Source organism: Billgrantia sp. NRB1 (assembly GCF_056921725.1).
On record NZ_CM167783.1, the window covers coordinates 2,395,863 to 2,415,677 of the forward strand.

The 19,815-nt window shown below is 64.4% G+C and carries 17 protein-coding genes and 4 tRNA genes; 15 read left to right on the plus strand and 6 right to left on the minus strand.

Annotation, left to right across the window (positions count from 1 at the left end; genetic code table 11):
* Positions 1 to 20: 20 nt before the first annotated feature.
* Positions 21 to 2,060 (minus strand): sensor domain-containing diguanylate cyclase, encoded by a 2,040-nt coding sequence (locus tag ACZIYR_RS10900; protein ID WP_483526705.1) that lies wholly within the window; start codon positions 2,058 to 2,060, stop codon positions 21 to 23.
* 344 nt (positions 2,061 to 2,404) lie between these two features.
* Between ACZIYR_RS10900 and ACZIYR_RS10905 the strand changes: the two genes are divergently transcribed.
* Positions 2,405 to 4,165, plus strand: a complete 1,761-nt coding sequence (locus tag ACZIYR_RS10905) for a diguanylate cyclase domain-containing protein (protein WP_483526706.1) — start codon at positions 2,405 to 2,407, stop codon at positions 4,163 to 4,165.
* A gap of 89 nt (positions 4,166 to 4,254) precedes the next feature.
* Here the strand turns inward: ACZIYR_RS10905 and ACZIYR_RS10910 are convergent.
* Positions 4,255 to 4,330 (minus strand) — tRNA-Ala (locus tag ACZIYR_RS10910).
* Positions 4,331 to 4,582: 252 nt separating this feature from the next.
* On the opposite strand from ACZIYR_RS10910, the gene uvrY reads away from it, so the two are divergent.
* From uvrY to nadB, 7 genes are all read left to right on the plus strand, one after another.
* A complete protein-coding gene (gene uvrY / locus ACZIYR_RS10915; protein WP_483526707.1) occupies positions 4,583 to 5,230 on the plus strand; it encodes a UvrY/SirA/GacA family response regulator transcription factor in 648 nt (215 codons plus the stop codon).
* Positions 5,231 to 5,280: 50 nt separating this feature from the next.
* On the plus strand, positions 5,281 to 7,095 hold the full coding sequence (gene uvrC, locus ACZIYR_RS10920) for an excinuclease ABC subunit UvrC (RefSeq protein WP_473033817.1): 1,815 nt from the start codon (positions 5,281 to 5,283) through the stop codon (positions 7,093 to 7,095).
* 240 nt (positions 7,096 to 7,335) lie between these two features.
* Entirely contained in the window at positions 7,336 to 7,884 is a 549-nt protein-coding gene (pgsA, locus tag ACZIYR_RS10925) for a CDP-diacylglycerol--glycerol-3-phosphate 3-phosphatidyltransferase (protein ID WP_473033818.1), read from the plus strand.
* 62 nt (positions 7,885 to 7,946) lie between these two features.
* Positions 7,947 to 8,021: transfer RNA gene (locus ACZIYR_RS10930), tRNA-Gly, on the plus strand.
* A gap of 113 nt (positions 8,022 to 8,134) precedes the next feature.
* Positions 8,135 to 8,208, plus strand: a tRNA-Cys gene (locus ACZIYR_RS10935).
* A gap of 35 nt (positions 8,209 to 8,243) precedes the next feature.
* Positions 8,244 to 8,330, plus strand: a tRNA-Leu gene (locus tag ACZIYR_RS10940).
* A gap of 84 nt (positions 8,331 to 8,414) precedes the next feature.
* Positions 8,415 to 10,013: an L-aspartate oxidase gene (nadB, locus tag ACZIYR_RS10945; protein WP_483526708.1), complete on the plus strand. Its 1,599-nt coding sequence runs from the start codon at positions 8,415 to 8,417 to the stop codon at positions 10,011 to 10,013.
* 47 nt (positions 10,014 to 10,060) lie between these two features.
* On the opposite strand, the gene ACZIYR_RS10950 is transcribed toward nadB, so the two are convergent.
* Together ACZIYR_RS10950 and ACZIYR_RS10955 are read right to left on the minus strand one after the other, a co-directional pair.
* On the minus strand, positions 10,061 to 10,465 hold the full coding sequence (locus ACZIYR_RS10950; RefSeq protein WP_483526709.1) for a hypothetical protein: 405 nt from the start codon (positions 10,463 to 10,465) through the stop codon (positions 10,061 to 10,063).
* Complete coding sequence (locus ACZIYR_RS10955; RefSeq protein WP_483526710.1) at positions 10,425 to 10,721, minus strand: FAD assembly factor SdhE; 297 nt, start codon at positions 10,719 to 10,721, stop codon at positions 10,425 to 10,427. Before ACZIYR_RS10955 ends, ACZIYR_RS10950 begins: the two co-directional genes overlap by 41 nt.
* Before the next feature lie 202 nt (positions 10,722 to 10,923).
* Here ACZIYR_RS10955 and ACZIYR_RS10960 point away from each other — a divergent pair, with 202 nt between their 5' ends.
* Genes ACZIYR_RS10960 through lapB form a run of 3 tightly spaced genes read left to right on the plus strand, consistent with a single transcriptional unit; the run spans position 10,924 to position 12,743 of the window.
* Positions 10,924 to 11,220, plus strand: coding sequence for an integration host factor subunit beta (locus ACZIYR_RS10960; protein ID WP_238974905.1), 297 nt, complete (start codon positions 10,924 to 10,926; stop codon positions 11,218 to 11,220).
* A gap of 29 nt (positions 11,221 to 11,249) precedes the next feature.
* On the plus strand, positions 11,250 to 11,555 hold the full coding sequence (locus tag ACZIYR_RS10965) for a LapA family protein (protein WP_473033822.1): 306 nt from the start codon (positions 11,250 to 11,252) through the stop codon (positions 11,553 to 11,555).
* Positions 11,556 to 12,743, plus strand: a complete 1,188-nt coding sequence (lapB, locus tag ACZIYR_RS10970; protein WP_483526711.1) for a lipopolysaccharide assembly protein LapB — start codon at positions 11,556 to 11,558, stop codon at positions 12,741 to 12,743.
* On the opposite strand, the gene pyrF is transcribed toward lapB, so the two are convergent.
* Positions 12,744 to 13,439 (minus strand): orotidine-5'-phosphate decarboxylase, encoded by a 696-nt coding sequence (gene pyrF, locus ACZIYR_RS10975; RefSeq protein ID WP_473033823.1) that lies wholly within the window; start codon positions 13,437 to 13,439, stop codon positions 12,744 to 12,746.
* 162 nt (positions 13,440 to 13,601) lie between these two features.
* On the opposite strand from pyrF, the gene cfa reads away from it, so the two are divergent.
* Together cfa and ACZIYR_RS10985 are read left to right on the plus strand one after the other, a co-directional pair.
* Positions 13,602 to 14,753 (plus strand): cyclopropane fatty acyl phospholipid synthase, encoded by a 1,152-nt coding sequence (gene cfa, locus ACZIYR_RS10980; protein ID WP_483526712.1) that lies wholly within the window; start codon positions 13,602 to 13,604, stop codon positions 14,751 to 14,753.
* 257 nt (positions 14,754 to 15,010) lie between these two features.
* Positions 15,011 to 15,919 (plus strand): GGDEF domain-containing protein, encoded by a 909-nt coding sequence (locus tag ACZIYR_RS10985; protein WP_483526713.1) that lies wholly within the window; start codon positions 15,011 to 15,013, stop codon positions 15,917 to 15,919.
* Between the two features lie 17 nt (positions 15,920 to 15,936).
* On the opposite strand, the gene ACZIYR_RS10990 is transcribed toward ACZIYR_RS10985, so the two are convergent.
* Positions 15,937 to 16,551 (minus strand): hypothetical protein, encoded by a 615-nt coding sequence (locus ACZIYR_RS10990; protein WP_473033824.1) that lies wholly within the window; start codon positions 16,549 to 16,551, stop codon positions 15,937 to 15,939.
* A gap of 131 nt (positions 16,552 to 16,682) precedes the next feature.
* Here ACZIYR_RS10990 and ACZIYR_RS10995 point away from each other — a divergent pair, with 131 nt between their 5' ends.
* Together ACZIYR_RS10995 and ACZIYR_RS11000 are read left to right on the plus strand one after the other, a co-directional pair.
* Complete coding sequence (locus ACZIYR_RS10995) at positions 16,683 to 17,870, plus strand: amino acid aminotransferase (RefSeq protein WP_473033825.1); 1,188 nt, start codon at positions 16,683 to 16,685, stop codon at positions 17,868 to 17,870.
* Between the two features lie 379 nt (positions 17,871 to 18,249).
* Complete coding sequence (locus ACZIYR_RS11000) at positions 18,250 to 19,785, plus strand: NCS2 family permease (RefSeq protein WP_483526714.1); 1,536 nt, start codon at positions 18,250 to 18,252, stop codon at positions 19,783 to 19,785.
* Positions 19,786 to 19,815 lie beyond the last annotated feature (30 nt).

Here is a 19,815-nt window from a genome sequence, read left to right on the forward strand (position 1 = left end):
CCCTAGGCCAGCATGTCGAGCTAAAACAGCTCATCGATTTCATCCGACCGGCACACGCCATCCAGCGACTCACTGACCACCACGGCATTTCGCCCCTTGGCCTTGGCCTGATAGCAGGCGACATCGGCGCGCGACAGCACATCGTCAATCGCCGCATCCGCCTCCTGAAATGCAGCGAGCCCGATACTCAGGGTCACCCTGAACTCCTTGCCTTCATGCACCACCCCAATATCGGCTACCGCCTGCAGCAACGAGTCGGCAATCTTTGTTGCCTGGCGCAGCGTGCAGCTAGGCAGCAGAATGGCAAACTCATCGCCACCCTGCCTTGCCACATGGTCGCTACGTCGTACTTCCCAGGCCACCACCTGGGCGATTCGGCGAAGCATCTCATCGCCCAGCGCGTGCCCACCCTGATCATTGATCGGCTTGAAGTGGTCGAGATCGAAAAGGATCAGCACGGAAGGCGTACCGGTCTTGGCGTATTCCGCGAGCGCCTCTTCGAGGCGGCGCTCGAAGCCGCGCCGATTGAGCAGCCCCGTCAAGGGATCATGCTCGGCCTCCCAGCGCTGTAGCGCCTCTTGCTGGCGACGCTCGGTGATATCCTTGACCATACCGACAAAGCCCAGCGGCTGGTCGCTACCCCGCACCTGGCTGGCATGCACCTCCAGCCACAGCGTCTCGCCATGACCATCAAAGAAGCGCAGCTGGCGGACGAAGTCGCTGCCGGTTGCCAGGGTATGACGCCACATGTCCTCGGTGCCCTGACGATCATCGCGATGGATGCGCTCCCACCAATCATGATTGTCCTTAACCCCACCCAGCCCCAGCAGTTCGAGCAGCGCCGGATTCATGTAGGTCAACCTGCCATCGAGATCCGCTACGAACATTCCCAGAGGCGTGGAGCCCAGCACGGCATCGAGGAAGGCCTGACGATCCTTGAGATGCTCCAGCGCTGCAAGACGCTCACCCTCGAGCCGATTGAACGTATTGGCCACCTGCCTGAGCTCATCCATGTGGGTGGAGAGCGCTAGGTAGCGTCGCTCGCCAGCGCCCACCTCGCCAATTTGACGCTCGAGCAGATGCAGCGGCGTCAGGAGCTTCCTGACCAGCCAGTACATGCTGACCAGCAGCATCAATGCCATGCCCAGCCAGGCCCACCAAAGCCTGGCCAGGAAGCTACCGAGTGGCTCATACACCTGGGTCTTAGGCAGCACGACACCAACGACCCACCCGGCCGGCCATATCTGCCGATAGGCGACCAGCGCCGACTCGCCGTAGACACCGCGAGACGCCGCCTCACCCTGCCAGCCGTCCAACGCTAGCTCGAGCATCCCGTGATCCTGCTCGCCGCCGGGCCGACCACCCACCGCTAAGTCCCGACGCGGATGAAACAGCATTTCGCCGGATGCCGTGAACACCGAGACATAGCCCCCCTTCCCCAGCCTGACAGCCTCCAGGCGCCGAAAAAGGCCGCCCTGGGCGAGGTTCACCATCCCCCCTACCACGCCGAGAAACTCGCCGCGCTCTCCTAAGCGTGGCACTAGCATCAACACCAGCGGGTCTCCGCTGGCCCGGCCCACGAAGGGCTGACTGACATAGGGCCAAGGAGAATGACGCACCATGCGGAAGTACTCGGTTGACGCTGTCTCCAGGCCTACGCGACCCTCCACCACCGGCCAATCTGCGAGCACTCGGCCTTCCGGGCCGGTGACCATGATGCCTTCAAACCACTCCATCAACGCCTGATTGTCTTCCAGCAGCGACTTCAGTTCGCCTGACTCATGCGTCTCCATCCGCGAAGCCAGGCGCTCGAGGGCGGCGAGCCGACGATTCACATTTTCGGTGAGGCCATCGGCGATCAGCTGCGACTCGTAGCGCAGATGCGCGACGTTGGCATCCTCCACCAGATCCTTGCCGAACAACCAGGCAAGCACCAGCAGCAGTCCGACGATAGCCAGCCAGGTGGTGACCAGCCCCACCAGCAGCCGCCCCTGCAGCGAGTAGAGCCGCCGCAGGGTCGAGCCGATGAGAGGAGGTAATCTGGAGGTCAATAGGCGCAACGCACTCTCTCTTCAGTCAAGGGTAGAAATGATGGTAGCGGCGCAACGGAAAGAAGCGCAAAGCCGAGGAGATACCTGAGGCCCGACTATCGCTCACCTAATGCCTGGACCTATTCCTACATATCGGCAGGACTCCCCCCACCTTTAGATCACAGCAGGGGCGCTCACTCCATCTCCAGCACAAAGGCAGAACAAGCCACGCCACTCCCCTTAAATCCATACAAGAAAAAATAAAAAGCAAAGTACCCTAAAGTCCTGGACGGGTATGGACGATACACAGGAGTGATTCCACCGGACAGGATGTCGAAGATGGAAACGATTCACTAGCCCCGATGCGAAGAGCGATGAGCAAACAGCCCAGCCCCCCTCCGTCCAAGCGTGTCAGCTCGCTGGCAACGCACCCTGTCAGGCTCATCCAGAAGGGCTTTGAACAGGGACAGACAGGCATGGCGATCACCGACCCCCGCGGACTGATCGTGCTGGCCAACCCGGCCTTCTATCGCCTGACCGGGAGCGAAGCGTCCTCTGCCATCGGCCGCCCCATCGAACATTTTTTTGCCTCACTGCACGAGCCGACCAACCTGCCCGATGCAACGAACCACTCCCACCCGCCAAGGGCCACCAATTCCTGGCAGCAGGAGGTCTTGTGCCGCCGGCAGGACGGCGAGTCACTGCCAACCTTGATGACGGTTGACACCCTTCTCGACGACAAGGGACGCCCGGGGCACTTCCTTCGCACCTTCATCAGCCTCGCGTCCCAGGACAGCAATCGCTTCGGCGGCCGGCACTGGGTACACGTCGACTCCATGACGGGGCTACCTAACTGGCTACTACTCTGTGACCGGCTCAACCACGCACTGGCACAGGCCGAACGCGCCGATCAGAGCATGGCGCTGCTGTTCATCGATATCGACCGTTTCAAAGCGGTTAACGACGTCGCCGGCCACCTGGAAGGCGACCGAGTGATGGGCGAGCTGGCCCGTCGCCTGAACGGCTCGCTGCGCAGCAAGGACACGCTGGCCCGGCTGGGCGGCGATCAATTCGTGATCTTGCTGGAGAAGGATGGCACGGCCGAAGCCGCTCAGGCGGTGGCAGAACGCTTACAGGAAGCACTGGAGCCTCCCTTTATCGCCAACGGCAAGCGGCTGCTGCTGACCGCCTCAATCGGCATTTCGCTTTTCCCCGGTGACGCCCGAGATGAGGAATCACTGATCACCGGAGCACGCAGCGCTATGTACACGGCGCGCCGCCGGGGACCCGGGCGCCTGGCCTTCGTCAATCAGCGGCTGACGACTCAGCTCAAGGAGAAACATCGGCTGGAAAGCCAGCTCAGCGAGGCCGCCCACCTGCCCGAACAGTACTTCGAAATTCACTACCAGCCCGAGCTGGCCCCCACGACTGGCCACTGCACCGGGCTGAAGGCCGTGCTGCGCTGGCGCCAGACGCGCCGAGGGCCACGCATCCCAGCGGACTTCATGGATACCATCAACCGTCTGCGACTCGGCGTGCGCCTTGATCGCTGGGCCATCGAGCGCACCATCGCCGACCGACAGCGCCGAATCGAGCGAGGCCTGCCAAGCGGCGCACTCCCCGTTTCGATCACGCTGAGCGAATCCCATCTGGCCCACGACACCTTCGACCGCCGACCGCTGGATCATTTCCTGCGCAGCCAGGGCCGGGCGCCGCTTGAGTGGCTATTGCTGGAAGTTCCGGCTCACGCCCTGACGGGGCGTCTCGAAGAGGCCACCCACATGCTCAAGCGCATCGACAAACTGGGGGCGCGGCTGGCCGTGAGCGGCCTGGGCTCGCAGCCACTCGACCTCGCCTGGCTAACCCGCCTGCCTTTCTGCCAGGCCAGGCTGAGCGCGACCCTTACCTCGCATGACAGCCAGCTGAAGCTGACCAAGGCGCTATGCCAGCTGCTCGATACACTCGATATCGAAACGGTCATTACCGACGTCAACGATGCCGACAGCGCTGCCCTGGCGGCCACCCTACCCGCAGCTAGCATGCTGGGAGACTATTTTGGCCCGGCGCTGCCACCCAAGGCCATCGACGAGTGGCTGGACGCCCATATTACCGCTGACCCGAGCCGCCACCCCTAAGAGCGCGGCGGAAACGGCGTGGAATTTATCTGGCACAAGAAAAAGCCGCCTGGCGGTGTACGCTAAGCGGCTGATTCATAATGTCTTGTTGGTGGAGCCTAGCGGGATCGAACCGCTGACCTCAACACTGCCAGTGTTGCGCTCTCCCAGCTGAGCTAAGGCCCCACATGTCCTCGCCCTGCGAGAACGAGGCACATATTACTCAGCCGGCACCAAGACGTCAAGAGCCCATGCGGCGTTTGTCCCATATAGACCAAAATGACGCGACTTGAACTCAAGTCAATTTGCCTTATTGACTGAGTGTGGCAAGCTCTAAGCGCTGGGCGCCACCGGCTCGTCCCGGCTGCCCCCGATTACAGAACCCTGTACCACGGCGCCCCCGTGGGATCCGTTCAGCAACGCCGAGGAGCGTCAGCCTTGATCAAGGTTCTCATTGTCGACGACCATCATCTGGTGCGCACCAGCCTCGCCCGCCTGCTCGACAGTGAGCAGGATATCGAGGTGACCGGAGAGGCCGCCAGCGGTGAACAAGCCATCAACCTTAGCCGCGCCCTGACGCCGGACGTGGTGCTGATGGATCTGCGCATGCCCGGCATAGGCGGCCTGGAAGCCACCCGCAAGATTACCCTCACCTGCCCTGACGTTCGCGTCCTCGCCTTGACCGGCTTCATGGAAGACAACTTCGCCCAGCGTCTGCTCGAGGCCGGCGCCAGCGGCTTCATCAGCAAGGATACCCAGCCACCCGACATGATCGACGCCATTCGCAGCGTCTTTGCCGGCCAGCGCTACATCAGTTCGGACATCGCCCAGCGCCTGGTGCTGTCCCGCTTCAACCCGGAGGAGAACCCCTTCGACCAGCTGTCGCAGCGCGAACTGCAGGTGGCAATGATGATCGTCAACTGTCAGCGCGTCGCAGAAATTTCCGATCGGCTGTTTCTCAGCCCCAAGACCGTGAACACCTATCGGTACCGGATCTTCGAGAAGCTGGGCGTTGAGACCGACGTGGAGCTCACCCATCTTGGCCTGCGCCACGGCCTGGTAGAGGGCTTCAGCACCGCCAACTGAGCCGGTCGATCTGGTACCCTAATGGTCCATCAACCAGTACCCGGCACGCGATGAGCTTCGATTCCCGGCAATTTCTTGCCAACCTTACCCAGGCACCGGGCATCTACCGCATGCTCGATGCCCGCGGCGATACGCTCTATGTCGGCAAGGCCAAGCGGCTGAAAGCGCGCCTGGCCAGCTACTTTCGCGGCACCCTGAATGCCAAGACCCAGGCGATGGTGTCGCGAATCGCCGATATCCAAGTCACGGTAACCCGTAGCGAGATCGAGGCACTGCTGCTCGAGCAGACCCTGATCAAGGAGCTACGCCCGGCCTATAACATCCTGCTGCGTGACGACAAGTCGTACCCCTTCGTTTTCGTTACCGATCGGCACCCCTACCCGGCGCTCGAATACAAGCGCGCCAGAAAGCGGCACGATGACGGCCGCTACCTGGGACCCTACCCCAGCAGCGGTGCCGTGCGCGAAAGCCTGTCGCTAATGCAGAAGATTTTTCGCATTCGCAACTGCGAGGACAGCGTCTTCGCCCATCGCACGCGCCCCTGCCTGCAATACCAGATCCAGCGCTGCAGCGCCCCCTGCGTCGGCTATATTAGCGAGGCTGACTATCGCCGGGACCTAGAGCATGCCGTCATGTGCCTAGAAGGACGCAGCGAGCAGGTCACCCAAGAGCTGACCGAGGCCATGGAAACCGCCAGCCGCGAGCTTGCCTTCGAGGACGCGGCACGGCTGCGCGACCAGATTCAGCACCTCCGCCAGCTGCAGCAGCGACAGTTCGTCGACACCCAGGGCGGCGATGCCGACATCTTCGCCCTGGCCAGCCGACCAGGCGCCCTGTGCATTTCCGTGCTGTCGGTGCGCCAGGGGCGCTTGCTGGGCGCGCGTCATCACGCACCCGACAATGGCCTCGACCTTGACCCGGAGGCCCTGCTCGGCGACTTCATCAGCCAGTACTACCTGGGCCAGGGACGGGTGATCCCCCGGGAAGTCATCACCAGCCTGCCGCTGGCCGATCACGACATCCTGGAGCGCGCCCTCTGTACCCGCGCCGATAGCCGCATCCGCCTGACCCACCGCGTCCGCGGGCATCGCAGCCAGTGGCTCGAACTGGCGCGAACTAATGCCGAACAGCAGCTCGCCGGCCAGCTGGCCAGCCAGACCCAGCTGGCACGACGCTTCGAAGCCCTGCGCACGGCCCTGAACCTACCCCAACCGCCCCAGCGGCTCGAGTGCTTCGACATCAGCCACAGTCATGGCGAGGCCACCGTCGCTTCCTGCGTGGTCTTCGACCGCGACGGTCCGCGCAAATCCGACTACCGCCGCTTCAATATCGAAGGCGTGCCCGCCGGTGACGACTATGCCGCCATGCGCCAGGCCCTGGAACGACGCTTTCGACGCCTGGCGGATGGAGAAGGCCAGGTGCCCGACATTCTGCTCGTGGACGGGGGCAAGGGACAGCTGAACCTGGCCCGGGACATCTTGGCCCAGCTAGAGCTCCCCGATGTATTGCTGCTCGGTGTCGCCAAGGGGACGACCCGCAAGGCCGGCCTGGAGACCCTGTTCCTGGAAACCGTCGACCGCCAGCTCGACCTGGACGCCACCTCACCGGCACTGCATCTGATTCAGCACCTGCGCGACGAGGCGCACCGATTTGCCATCACCGGCCATCGCACACGGCGCGACAAGACGCGACGCAGCTCGACCCTGGAAGGCATTGCCGGCGTCGGCCCCAAGCGGCGCCGGGAGCTGCTGCGCTTTTTCGGCGGCCTGCAGGGCGTGAAGGAGGCCAGCCGAGAGGAGCTGGCGCGAGTACCGGGGATCAGCGCCACCCTGGCCGAGACGATTCATCGCGCCCTGCATGGATGAAGCCGCCGCCTGAAGATAGAATAGGGTTCTTCGCACTTTAGCGTGAACATGTCTGGCAGGTTTCATGGTGGGAGGCCGGCTCTGCCGGGCGAAGGTGCCGCAGGCGCCCCATGGGTAGCGCTGCGCACTACTTCGCGAGCTGAAGCTCCCTCCCACAGGGCAAGTTCACGCCAGTTTGCGATGAACCAAGAAAGTGCCCCATTTCGGTATTCCAGACTTTCGGCAAGGACCCCGCCCATAATGAACATCCCCAACATCCTGACGCTGGCCAGAATCGCCTTCATCCCGCTGCTGGTGGTGTTCGTCTATCTCCCCTACGCCTGGAGCATGCCGGTGGCGGCGGGGCTGTTCGCCCTGGCGGCGGTGACCGACTGGCTGGATGGCTACCTGGCCAGGCGCTGGGACCAAGCCACCCCCTTCGGGGCCTTCCTCGACCCGGTCGCCGACAAGCTCATGGTCGCCGTTGCCCTGGCGCTATTGATCGAGCGCTTCGACAGCGTATGGCTGACGCTCCCGGCCCTGGTCATCATCGGCCGCGAGATCGTGATCTCCGCCCTGCGCGAGTGGATGGCCGAAATGGGCAAACGCGGCAGCGTCGCCGTCTCCTGGCTCGGCAAGGTCAAGACCACCTTTCAGATGACCGCCCTGCTGCTGCTGCTGGCCTTCACGCCCGGCTCCGCCCTGGCCTACGTGGGGATTGCGACCCTCTATGTGGCCGCCATCCTCACCCTGTGGTCCATGGCGCTCTACCTGCGCGCCGCCTGGCCGCACCTGAGCCGCTCGATGTAACCCGGTGATCAACAACCATTTGACAGCTACGCACTTATCCGTATAATTCGCTCTCGAGTCGAGCGGGAATAGCTCAGTGGTAGAGCATCGCCTTGCCAAGGCGAGGGTCGGGAGTTCGAATCTCCTTTCCCGCTCCAGACTTGCATCGAGTCAGATGCGTGGTAGCGAGGGTCGCGAGCCGGTGCGCCGGTCCGATCGAATCTCCTTTCCCGCTCCAGACTTGCATCGAGTCTGACCTACGACTCTTAGAGGCTGGATGGCAGAGTGGTTATGCAGCGGACTGCAACTCCGTGTACGCCGGTTCGATTCCGACTCCAGCCTCCACTATTTCCCTTCAGCATCCTGCTCGACACCGTGCCGCCCGGATGGCGAAATTGGTAGACGCAAGAGACTTAAAATCTCTCGGTGGCAACACCGTGCCGGTTCGAGCCCGGCTCCGGGCACCAGGCGCCTCACCCGATTTTCCCCCGACGGCTCAATAGGCCTCCCGCTCGACAGGGCTGATGCAACGCGCTCCAGCGAGAACACGCATGCTCCGTAGCGAACACGATGTTCTGGTGATCGGCGGCGGCGTCGCCGGCCTGACTCTGGCCCTGCATGCCGCGGATCGGCGTCGCGTCACCTTGGTGCGCCCCGCCAGCGATGATCAGGGCGCCAGCCGCTGGGCACAGGGCGGTATCGCGGCAGTGCTCTCTCCCCAGGATGATTTCGACGCCCACGTGGCGGACACTCTGGTGGCCGGCGATGGGCTATGCGACGAAGGCGCCGTTCGGTTTACCGTGGAGCAGGGGCCGGCCGCCATCGAATGGCTGCTGTCGCTGGGCGTTCCCTTTACGCGCGACCCCAGCCCCGACGCCGGCTATCCCTACCACCTCACCCGGGAAGGCGGCCACGGCGCCAGGCGCATCATTCACGCCGAGGACGCCACCGGACGCGCCGTGCTCGAGACCCTGATGGAGCACGCCCAGGCACATCCCGCCATTACGGTACGCGACGATCTCACCGCCATCGGCCTGATCGGCGACACCCTCGGCCAGTGTCGCGGCGCCCGCTGCCTGGACCGAAGCGCCAACCTCATCGAGCTGATGGCGACGGATACGGTGCTGGCGACGGGTGGCGCCAGCGGGCTCTATCGCCATACCACCAGCCCCCAGCCCGCCAGCGGCGAAGGCATGCTGATGGCCGCCGAGCTGGGTGCCGAGCTGATGAACCTGGAGTTTCAGCAGTTCCACCCCACTTGCCTCTATGATCCACAAGGCCCACCCTTTCTCATCAGCGAGGCGGTGCGAGGCGAAGGCGGCAAGCTGCTCAACGCTGCAGGCGAGCGCTTCATGCCCGCGCTGGACCCCCGCGCCGAGCTCGCCCCGCGCGATATCGTCGCCCGCGCCATCGATGCCGAGATGCAGCGCACCGGCCATGACCACGTCTACCTGGATATCCGTCACCTAGGGGAAGCGGCCATCCATCACCACTTCCCCACCATCTACGCCCACTGCGCCAGCCGTGGGCTGGACATCGCCCAGCGCCCGATTCCCGTCGTGCCTGCGGCCCATTACAGCTGCGGCGGCGTCGCCACCGACCTCGACGGCGCCTCGAGCGTGCCCCGCCTCTACGCCATCGGCGAGGTGGCCTGCACCGGGCTTCACGGCGCCAACCGCATGGCCAGCAACTCGCTGCTGGAATGCCTGGTCTTCGCCCGCAGCTGCGCCAAGCGCCTTTCCCAGCGCCGCGAGGCGCCCCCCGCCCCGCTACCGCCCTGGCAGGCCGGCGATGCGCCCCCAGACCGGGAGCGACTCCGTCAATGGCGGCTGGCGATGCGCGATATCATGAGCGCTCGCGTGGCCATCGTGCGCCGCGACAGCGGTCTCCAGCGGGCGGCAGACGAACTCGAGCAGCTGGCGGCAGAAGTGGCAAGAGACGTGAATCAGTCCCGCCCCGACGCCGGCCTGGCCAGCCTGTGGCATGCGCTTCGCCTGGCCAGGCTCACGGTGGCCAGCGCTCGGTCGCGTCGCGAATCGCGTGGACTGCACTACAACCCGGACTGCCCGCGACAGGTGGACGACGCCCTCCGCCCCAGCCCTTCGCGGATTCGCCTGACCGACCTGCCCGCGCCGACCCGTCCGAAGTGACACCCAGCGCCGCCTGACCGGTCGACGGGGGCGGCGCAGGCGCCCCGTTAGCCGTGCTGCACCAGCCAGTGCCGAAGTCGGCGAAGCGACTCGCGACCGCTGCTGTCCGGCCATAGCCAGAGGGTACGCTCCACGCCTCCCAGCTGCAGGGCGATCAGCCAAGGCCCCAGGTAGCGACAGCGCAGCGTCACCTCCCGATAGGCCTCCCCGGCCGAGGCTCGCCAGTACCAGCGATCACGACCGCCCTGCTCCGGTACCTGGCGCAGATCCCCGCACTGGGGACGAAAGGCGAGATAGCCCATGGAAAGCGCCAGCCAGGCCAGCCCCGCCATCGCCAGCGGTGCCCCACTGTAATACGCCAGCACCGCCACCACGGCCACGCCCAGCAGGCCATGGCTCCAGCCGGCGAGCCTAGACGGGGCGACGAGGATCGTTATCGGCGTTTTCGGCATGGGCCTGGATCAGCGCCACGATGCGACAGAATGCCGCGTTGGTGGGGCGCTCCCGACGCATCAGCCACGCAAACAGATCCTGATCCTCTTCCTTGATCAGCTCGCGATAGGCAGCCTGGTCGGTATCGTCCAAATCGTCGTAGCAGTGCTCTAGAAAGGGAACCAGCAGCAGGTCCAGCTCCCACATGCCGCGGCGGGAGTGCCAATAGAGACGCTTGCGCAGGGCTGCGGCATCCGGGTTAGTCGCTTCGCTCAACGTGGGCCTCGAGTGTCCGGGTGAATGGACCGCCAGTATACCGGAGCCACTGCGACGCGGCAGCCTCATCCGCCACATCGAGCTCACTGCTTGACCATGGTCGTAGTGCGTTGTTTTATCACGATTTGAGCAGTATGCTGAAGACACAACAAGAATGCCGCCCACATCCACCCGGACTCGGGGGACCGCCTGGAGATAGCCGATGACCAAATCCGAGTTGATCGAGCAGATCGCAATGCGACAGCCCGAGCTTTCGATCAAGGAGGTCGAATCCTCGGTTCGCCTCATTCTTGACGACATTACCGATACCCTTGCCGAAGGCGGCCGAGTGGAGATACGCGGCTTCGGTAGCTTCTCGCTCCATTACCGGGAGCCTCGCGTCGGTCGCAACCCCAAGACCGGCGAGCCTGTCGCGCTGGAGGGCAAGTTCGTGCCACACTTCAAACCCGGCAAGGAGCTGCGCGAGCAGGTCAATGCCAGCCGAGCGCTCGGCTACTAACGACTCCATCATTCACAAGGGATAGACACATGCGTTGGCTCAAAGGCCTGATCCTGGCCATCATACTGCTGGGGGTGCTGCTGGTCGGCATCCTGTTCGCCGTCAACAATCAGCAAACGGTCCCCCTCAATCTGATCTGGGTCGAGCTGCCGCCGATTTCGCTCTCTGTCTGGCTGCTGGCATCGCTGGCCAGCGGGGTGATACTGGGCATGCTGGCCATGACCGGCGTATGGCTGCGGCTGCGCACCACGCTGTCCCGCGCCCAGCGATTGAATCGTCAGCAGCGCAAGGAGCTCGACCGACTCCGCGTTCAGGAGCTCAAGGAACTGCCGTAAATGCCCGATGCACTGCTGCTGACCCTGTTGGCGGCAGCCGTTGCCATCGGCTGGTGGCTTGGCCGCCGAGATCGACAGGACGCCCCAGATCCCGCGCGGCCCTCATCGCTGTCGCGGGATTATTTCGTCGGCCTGAACTATCTGCTCAACGAGCAGCCGGATCGCGCCATCGAAGCCTTCGTCTCGGCCCTGGAGGTCAACAGCGAGACCATCGACACCCACATCACTCTGGGCAATCTGTTTCGCACTCGCGGCGAGGCCGACCGCGCCGTCAAGATTCATCAGAACCTGCTGGCCCGCCCCACCCTGACCTCCGCGCAAAGCGATCAGGTCCAGCTGGAACTGTCGCGAGACTTCCTGCATCTGGGCCTCCTCGACCGCGCCGAGCGCCTGCTGCAGCAGGTCATCCGCGAGTCCCATCACGAACCGAGCCGCCTGGCCGCCAAGCGCCTGCTGGCCGACCTCTTCGATCGCGAGGGCGAGTGGCAGTCAGCGTTCGAGGTGGCCCACCCGGTGCTGGTTCGCGAGCATGACGACATTCGACGCGCCGCGGCCCACTGGCTGTGTGAACTGGCCCACCAGGAGCGCCACTCGGTAAGCCCAGGGCTTGCCCGCAAGCACTTGCGCAAGGCGCTATCCATCGACAAGCAGTGCGTACGCGCCAACCTGCAGCTTGCCGAGCTGGAGCAGGACACCGGCCACTACCGGGAGGCAATTCGTCTGCTGATGCGCATTCCCGAGCAGGACAGGGCCTTCGTGCCGACTCTGCTCCCCCCCCTGCAGCACGCCTACGAGATGCTAGATGACGAAGCTGGCCTGGCCGACTGCCTGCAGCAGCTACTCGACCGCGAGCCCTTCACCAGCCTGATCATCCTGCTGGCCGAAGTGCGCCGCAAGCGCGAGGGGCTTGCGGCGGCCATCGACCTGGTCACCGAACAGCTCGATCGCGAGCCGAACCTGGGAGCGCTGGACTATCTTCTGGACCTCTATCAGCATCAGCAACTCGAGCAGGGCGAGCCGGACTCCCGGATCCGGCTGCTCAAGCAGCACACCCATACGCTGCTCGCGGCCAGGCCCCGACATCGCTGTGGCCGCTGCGGCTTTTCCGGCGAGCCCCTGCACTGGCAGTGCCCGCGCTGTCGCAGCTGGGGAACGACCCGGCCCATCACCGGTATCGAGGGAGAGTGATCATGCCAGCTCCTGCTCGATGGCCGCCAGCGCCGCCATGGGGTCCTTGGCCTGAGTCACCGGTCGACCCACCACCAGGTGAGTGCTGCCGGCATCGACCGCCTCTCGCGGCGTCATGATACGCCGCTGATCTCCGGCGGCGGCAAAGCTGGGACGAATCCCCGGCGTCACCTTGAGAAAGTCGGCACCGCACAGCTCACGCAGCCGCGCCGACTCCTGGGCCGAGCACACCACGCCATCCATGCCGCTCGCCTGGGCCAGCTGCGCCAGCCGTTCGACCTGAGTGACCGGATCGGCCGTCACGCCCACCTCCACCAGATCCGCGGCCTCCATGCTGGTCAGCACGGTCACCGCGATCAGCCGCGTCGAGAGCCCATGGCGATCCAGCCGTTCCCGGGCCGCTTCCATCATCCGCCGCCCGCCGCCGGCATGCACATTGACCATCCACACCCCCTGCTCGGCGGCCGCCTGGACCGCCCCCGCCACGGTATTGGGGATATCATGGAACTTGAGATCGAGAAACACTTCGAAGCCGCGCCCATGGAGGGCCTCGACGACATCCGGGCCGCTGCGGGTGAACAGCTCCTTGCCCACCTTGAGCCGACAGCGAGCGGGGTCCAGGCCGTCGGCCAGGCAGAGGGCCGCGTCCAGGGAGGGATGGTCGAGGGCGATGATCAGCGGCGATTCACTAGACACTGTGCGGGCTCCGGTCGTGGTTACGAAAGGTTGGCGCCACAGTATATCAGCCACCTCCATTATCCGTCGGCGATCACCTGGTCTATGCTCAGTTGACATAGGCTCACACTATGCAGCGGCTTCGCCCCGCCATGCGTGCACCTGATGGATCGGGAGGTTTCCATGACCAGTGATCACCGCATCGGCCCCCTCGCCCTGCCGGACACCCGTGCCAAACGGGTACTTGACGCCCTACTCGAAGGCTCCGGCGTGTCCCTCAACGGCCCCGCCCCCTGGGACCCGCAGATCTACCATCCCGACTTCTGCGCTCGCGTCCTGCGTCAGGGCAGCCTCGGGCTCGGCGAGGCCTACATGGATGGCTGGTGGGAATGCGAGCGTCTCGATGAGATGACCTGCCGCCTGCTGCTGCATGGGCTGGGCGAACACGCGCACACCCCCTCCGAGCGGCTGATGTACCGCCTGCAGGCTGGGCTGATCAACCTGCAGAGCAAGGCTCGCGCCTATATCGTCGGCGAGACCCATTACGACCTCGGCAACGACCTCTTCGAACGCATGCTGGACCCTAGCCTCTGCTATTCCTGCGGGTACTGGAAGACAGCCAACACCCTATACGAAGCCCAGCGAGCCAAGCTCGAACTGGCCTGTCGAAAACTCGAACTTCGCCCGGGGATGCGCGTGCTGGACATCGGCTGCGGCTGGGGAAGCTTCGCCGAACACGCCGCCCGTCAACACGGCGTCAACGTGACCGGCATCACCATCTCACGCGAGCAGGCCGACCTGGCCCGCAAGCGCTGTGCCGGGCTGCCGGTGACCATCGAGCTGATGGACTACCGGGATCTGGGCGGGCGGTTCGACCGCATCGTCTCCATCGGCATGTTCGAGCACGTCGGGCATCGCAACTATCGGACCTACTTCGAGACCGTGAGACAGCTGCTGGAGAAAGACGGTCTCTTCGTGCTGCACACCATCGGTTCCAATCGCAGTGAGGTCAGTATCGACCCCTGGATCCATCGCTATATCTTCCCCAATGGCATGCTGCCCTCGGCCAAGCAGATCGCCGAGGCCAGCGAAAGCCTGCTGCTGATGGAGGACTGGCAGAACTTCGGCGCCGACTATGACACCACCCTGATGGCCTGGCTGCACAACGTCGATAGCCGCTGGCAGGAAATCGCCGACCGCTACGCCGAGCGGACTCGGCGCATGTTTCGCTACTATCTGTCGGTGTGTGCCGGCGCCTTTCGAGCCCGCGACCTGCAGCTCTGGCAGGTCGTGTTCTCACGAGACCGTCCCGGCCGCTATGACGCCCCGCGATGAGCTCCCGCCCACCTACGCCCAGGCTTACACCCACTGTCGGCAATGTCTTACAGACGTGGGGGACTGCCTTACACTTCAATACATTGTATATTAGTAGATTGTCCACTTATTGGCCGCTCGACTTCCTCACGGCATGCCGACCGTCACTGCCTGATGTGGGCGCCGAATCCGGCCACTCAGCGTAAGTCTTCACAATAATCTGTTCCGAACCTCGGGCACGAACTGCCTGGGTTCAGAGCCATTACGGGAACGCCCGCATGCCTGAGAACATCATCATGCCGGGTGGGGGGCTGGATGAATCGGATCGCGCTCACCGCTTTACCGAGCGCGTGCCCGGTATCATCTTCCAATTTCATCGTGACCCAAAGGGCCACATGCACTTCCCCTACCTGGCCGGTAGCGGGGCCGCGCTGCCGGGCATTGACCGCCAGCAGCTGGCCCACAGTGCCCGCCCTCTGCTCGATCGCCTCAACGACGACGACTACCCGCGCCTGATGGCGGCCATCGAGCGCTCTGCGCGCTTTCGCCTGCCCATCGCCACCAAGTTTCGCTTCCGGCTGCCCAGCGGGCGCTGCCGCTGGGTGGCCGTGCGCGCCCAGCCGGAAGATGCCGAAGGCGGCGTGCTGTGGCATGGGCTGATGATCGACATCACCGAACAGATGGCCGAGGAGGCGCGCCTGCGGCGACTCTCCGACACCGATGACCTGACCGGGCTTGCCAACCGCCGCAAGCTGATCAACCGGCTCAATGAAGAAATGTCGCTGTGCAACCGCCACGGCACCCCGCTCTCGCTCATGCTGCTCGATCTCGACCATTTCAAGCGGATCAACGACACCTGGGGACACTTGCAGGGTGACCAGGTGCTGATCGAAGTCGCCGCCCTGTGCCGGGAGCTGCTGCGCGAAGAGGATACCGTGGGTCGCCTGGGCGGGGAGGAATTTGCCGTGGTGCTGCCGCTCACCCCCATGGTACGCAGCCGCCCACTGGCCGAACGGCTTCGCCAGCGGATTGAAGGGCATGATTTTGGCATCGAGCCGGGACGGATCACCGTCAGCATCGGCCTGGCCGAGTACCGCCTCGGTGAGCCACGCGATGCGCTCATCGAGCGCGCCGACCGCAGCCTCTACGCCGCCAAACACCAGGGTCGCAACCGGGTGATGGCATGAGTCGAAGGCATGCGGGCTCAGTGCAGCAGGCCGCGGCGCTGCAGTAGCCGCATCAGGCCGTGCACCGGCAGATAGACCACCAGCGGCCAGGCCAGCATCAGACCCACCAGATAGACAAGCGGGTGGAGGATGTCCTGGGGTGAGCCGAAGGGACCATGCACCCAGTTGATATTGCGCTCGGCCTCGGTGAACAGAAACGTCAGCGGCACCACCAGCCAGGTCAGCACCGTCTGCCACAGCAGCGCCCGGCGCACATAGCCAAGCCGTAGTACCGCAAAGCCGGCCACCAGCGGCAGCACCAGGTGGTAGAAGGACAGGGCCTTGGCCAGCGTCGGGTGGTCGGGGTCGAACATGTACTCGGTGCCGCCGATGGGGTGCACCCCGGTCAACCAGGCCCCCAGCACGTCCAGCCCCCAGAGGGTACCCACCAGCAGCACGGCCAGCAGCTGCATCGATAGCAGCAGCCGATGTTCCCACCACAGGCCCGCAAGAATCAGAAAGCTGGCCAGGTTACACAGCCAGAAGTAGTTCTGGGCCCCCAGCATGACGGCGAAAGCCGGCGCCCACAGGACGATCCAGAGCGTGAACAGCCACTTAAGCCATAGCGGCAGCGATGCATTCGATTCCTTCATGCAGACCTCCCATTGCGCTTCGCCTGTCACTGTAGCAAGACCGGCGAGTGGCAGTTCATCGAGCGCAATGGCATCATGGGGGATGCTTGAGTTTCATTCTTGCCGCCAGAACCGACGAGGTTACGAAATACATGTTCGAACACATTGAGCGGGTTCCCGGGGACGCCATCCTCGGTCTGATCGAGGCCTTCAAGAAGGACACCAACCCCCAGAAGGTCGATCTCGGCGTCGGCGTCTACAAGGACGCCCAGGGCAACACACCGGTGATGCGCGCCGTCAAGGAAGCCGAGGCCCTGCTGCTCAAGAACGAGACCACCAAGACCTATATCGGCTCCCACGGCGCTCCGGCCTATGGCGAAGTGGTACTGCCCATGGTGCTGGGCGAGGGCTCGCCGGTACTGGCCGCCAAGCGCGCCAGCGCCACCCAGTCACCCGGCGGCACAGGCGCGCTGCGCCTGGCAGCGGATTTCATCGCCCACCAGCTTCCCGGCAAGGACATCTGGGTCAGCGACCCGACCTGGCCGAACCACCTGGGTATCTTCCCGGCCGCCGGCCTGACGCTGCACAAGTACCCCTACGTCGACGCCGATAACCGGCTGGACTTCGACGGCATGCTCGCGGCCCTGAAGCAGATCCCCGAAGGCGACGTGGTGCTGCTCCACGCCTGCTGCCACAACCCCACCGGCTTCGATCTCTCCCGGGAGCAGTGGCAACAGGTGCTCGAGGTGGTACGTGAGCGCCGCCTGCTGCCGCTGATCGACTTCGCCTACCAGGGCTTCGGCGAAGGGCTCGACGAAGACGCCTACGGGGTTCGGCTGATGGCCGAGAGCCTCGACGAGGTGATCATCACCAGCTCCTGCTCCAAGAACTTCGGCATCTACTGCGAGCGTACCGGCTGCCTGATCATGGTGGCCAAGGACAGCGAGCAGATGGAGAACGTGCGCTCCCAGATCGCCATCGTCGCCCGCGAGAACTACTCCAACCCGCCGGCCCACGGCGGCGCCATCGTCAGCGAGATCCTGCACTCCGCCGAGCTTGCCGCGGTGTGGCGCGAAGAGCTCACCGAAATGCGCGACCGCATCAACACCCTGCGTCGGGACTTCGTCGAGGCGCTCAAGCCCTACGGCCTCGATCAGAAGTACGCCTGTGTCGCCGAGCAGCGCGGCATGTTCTCCTACACCGGCCTGACGCCGGAGCAGGTCGACCGCCTGCGTGACGAATTCGGCATCTACATGGTCCGCTCGGGCCGCGCCAACGTGGCGGGCTTCTCCCACGAGAACCTGCCCTACCTGGCCAAGGCGATCGCCGCGGTCAACTGATCGGCCGCTCCCTGCCAGCCTCGACGCCCGGGCCCTGCCCGGGCGTTTTCGTTTCGCGTAGAATACCGCTCGATTTTTGGTTCATCGCAGACTGGCGTGAACTGGCTCTGTGGGAGGGAGCTTCAGCTCGCGAAGTAGCGCGCAGCGTTACCCATGGGGCGCCTCCGGCGCCTTCGCCCGGCAGAGCCGGCCTCCCACCATAAAACTTGCCAAACTTGTTCACGCTAAAGTGCGAAGAGCTCGATTTTTCGATGCATCAACCGCCGGGGGTGCGGTGCGCCTCTGTGCGCTCCCGGCAACGACAGACTTGACCGATCAGTCAGATCGAGTCCAGACTGCAAGTTGCCTTGTATACAACCACACAACCAAGAGGCTCCCCATGGCGGCAACTCCCGATACCCCTTCCGTCCACTATCCGTGGTACAAGAAGGAGGATACCGATGCCTTCTTCGCCCTCTTCCAGAACAATATCGCCAACTTCGTCATCATCGCCATCACCATGCTGGGGATGGGCTTTCCCGCCTCCATCGTCTTTGGCCAGGTGCTGCCCGGCGCCGCCGTGGCGGTCATGGTGGGCAACTTCTACTACGCCTGGAGCGCGGCGCGGCTGGCCCGTCGGGAACAGCGCACCGACGTCACCGCCCTCTCCTACGGTATCTCGACGCCGGTGATGTTCGTCTTCCTGTTCGGCGTGCTGCTGCCGGCCATGCAGCTCACCGGTGACGCCGAGCTGGCCTGGAAGGTGGCGGTCGCCGCCTGCTTCATCAGTGGGGCCATCGAGGCGTCCATCAGCCTGATCGGCCGCTGGGTCCAGCATCATCTGCCGCGGGCGGCGATGCTGGGGGCGGTCGCTGGCGTTGCCTTGACCTTTATTGCCGGCGAGATGCTGTTCAAGACCCTGGAGATTCCGGTTATCGGGCTGCTGGTGCTGGCGATCATCATCGTCGGCCTGATCGGCAGGGTGACGATGCCGTTTCGCATTCCCACCTCGCTGTTTGCCATCGTCATCGGCACGGCCCTCGCCTACCTGATCGGCGCCACCGAGGAGGGCCAGTTCAGCGACGCCTTCACCCATCTGGGCTTCTACCCGCTGCTGCCGACCCTGGCCTGGTTCGAGGGGCTTGGCCTGCTGTTCACCGGTATGCTGGCGGTCCTCACGGTGGTACTGCCGATCACCCTGTACAACGCCATCGAGACCATGAACAACGTGGAAGCCATGGAGGCCGCCGGCGACAAATACGATGTCCGCGAGTGCCAGGCGGTGGACGGTGCCGGCACCATGATCGGCGCGCTGTTCGGCGGGGTCTTCCCCACTACGGTATACATCGCCACCGTGGGGGCCAAATGGATGGGCGCCGGCCGCGGCTACAGCATTCTCAACGGCGCCGTCTATGCGGTGGCCACCATGTTCGGGCTGATCGCGGCCCTCGCCGCCATCATCCCGGTCTCGGTGGTCGCCCCCATCCTGGTGTTCGTCGGCATGTCGATGATCGCCACCGCCTTTCAGAGCAACGACACCCGCTACTATCCCGCCGTGGCGTTGGCCATGCTGCCCTACTTCGCCAACTATGTGATGACCCGCTTCAATCGCGGCGCCGGCGAGGTGGTCTCGGACATCTCCCCGGCCATCGTCTCGCTGGGTCAGGGTGCGATGTTCACTGCCATCCTGATCGGGGCCATGACGGTCTCGGTGATCGACCACCAGTTCCGCCGTGCTGCGGTCTTCGCCGGCGTAGCCGCGGGCTTCTCCTTCATCGGCCTGATGCACGCCCCCGAGCTGGCCTTCTACGCCGCCGGGGACTATATGCTGGGCTATCTGGTCATGGGGGCGCTGTTTCTCTACTTCGCCTGGCAGCAGGAGCGGCTGGCCGCGCCGCGACCGGTCGCTGGCACGCCGCCGTCATCCACCGATTGAGGCGATTGATGAGCAACTAAACGGCCCCCC

Bases quoted from the DNA above. Each gene is read 5' to 3' on its own strand.
- nadB (WP_483526708.1), top strand. From the start codon at position 8,415: ATGCTCCGTAGCGAACACGATGTTCTGGTGATCGGCGGCGGCGTCGCC.
- pgsA (WP_473033818.1), top strand. From the start codon at position 7,336: ATGAACATCCCCAACATCCTGACGCTGGCCAGAATCGCCTTCATCCCG.
- cfa (WP_483526712.1), top strand. From the start codon at position 13,602: ATGACCAGTGATCACCGCATCGGCCCCCTCGCCCTGCCGGACACCCGT.
- ACZIYR_RS10905 (WP_483526706.1), top strand. From the start codon at position 2,405: ATGAGCAAACAGCCCAGCCCCCCTCCGTCCAAGCGTGTCAGCTCGCTG.
- ACZIYR_RS10990 (WP_473033824.1), bottom strand. From the start codon at position 16,551: ATGAAGGAATCGAATGCATCGCTGCCGCTATGGCTTAAGTGGCTGTTC.
- lapB (WP_483526711.1), top strand. From the start codon at position 11,556: ATGCCCGATGCACTGCTGCTGACCCTGTTGGCGGCAGCCGTTGCCATC.
- ACZIYR_RS10950 (WP_483526709.1), bottom strand. From the start codon at position 10,465: ATGCCGAAAACGCCGATAACGATCCTCGTCGCCCCGTCTAGGCTCGCC.
- ACZIYR_RS10960 (WP_238974905.1), top strand. From the start codon at position 10,924: ATGACCAAATCCGAGTTGATCGAGCAGATCGCAATGCGACAGCCCGAG.
- ACZIYR_RS11000 (WP_483526714.1), top strand. From the start codon at position 18,250: ATGGCGGCAACTCCCGATACCCCTTCCGTCCACTATCCGTGGTACAAG.
- uvrC (WP_473033817.1), top strand. From the start codon at position 5,281: ATGAGCTTCGATTCCCGGCAATTTCTTGCCAACCTTACCCAGGCACCG.
- ACZIYR_RS10965 (WP_473033822.1), top strand. From the start codon at position 11,250: ATGCGTTGGCTCAAAGGCCTGATCCTGGCCATCATACTGCTGGGGGTG.
- ACZIYR_RS10995 (WP_473033825.1), top strand. From the start codon at position 16,683: ATGTTCGAACACATTGAGCGGGTTCCCGGGGACGCCATCCTCGGTCTG.
- ACZIYR_RS10985 (WP_483526713.1), top strand. From the start codon at position 15,011: ATGCCTGAGAACATCATCATGCCGGGTGGGGGGCTGGATGAATCGGAT.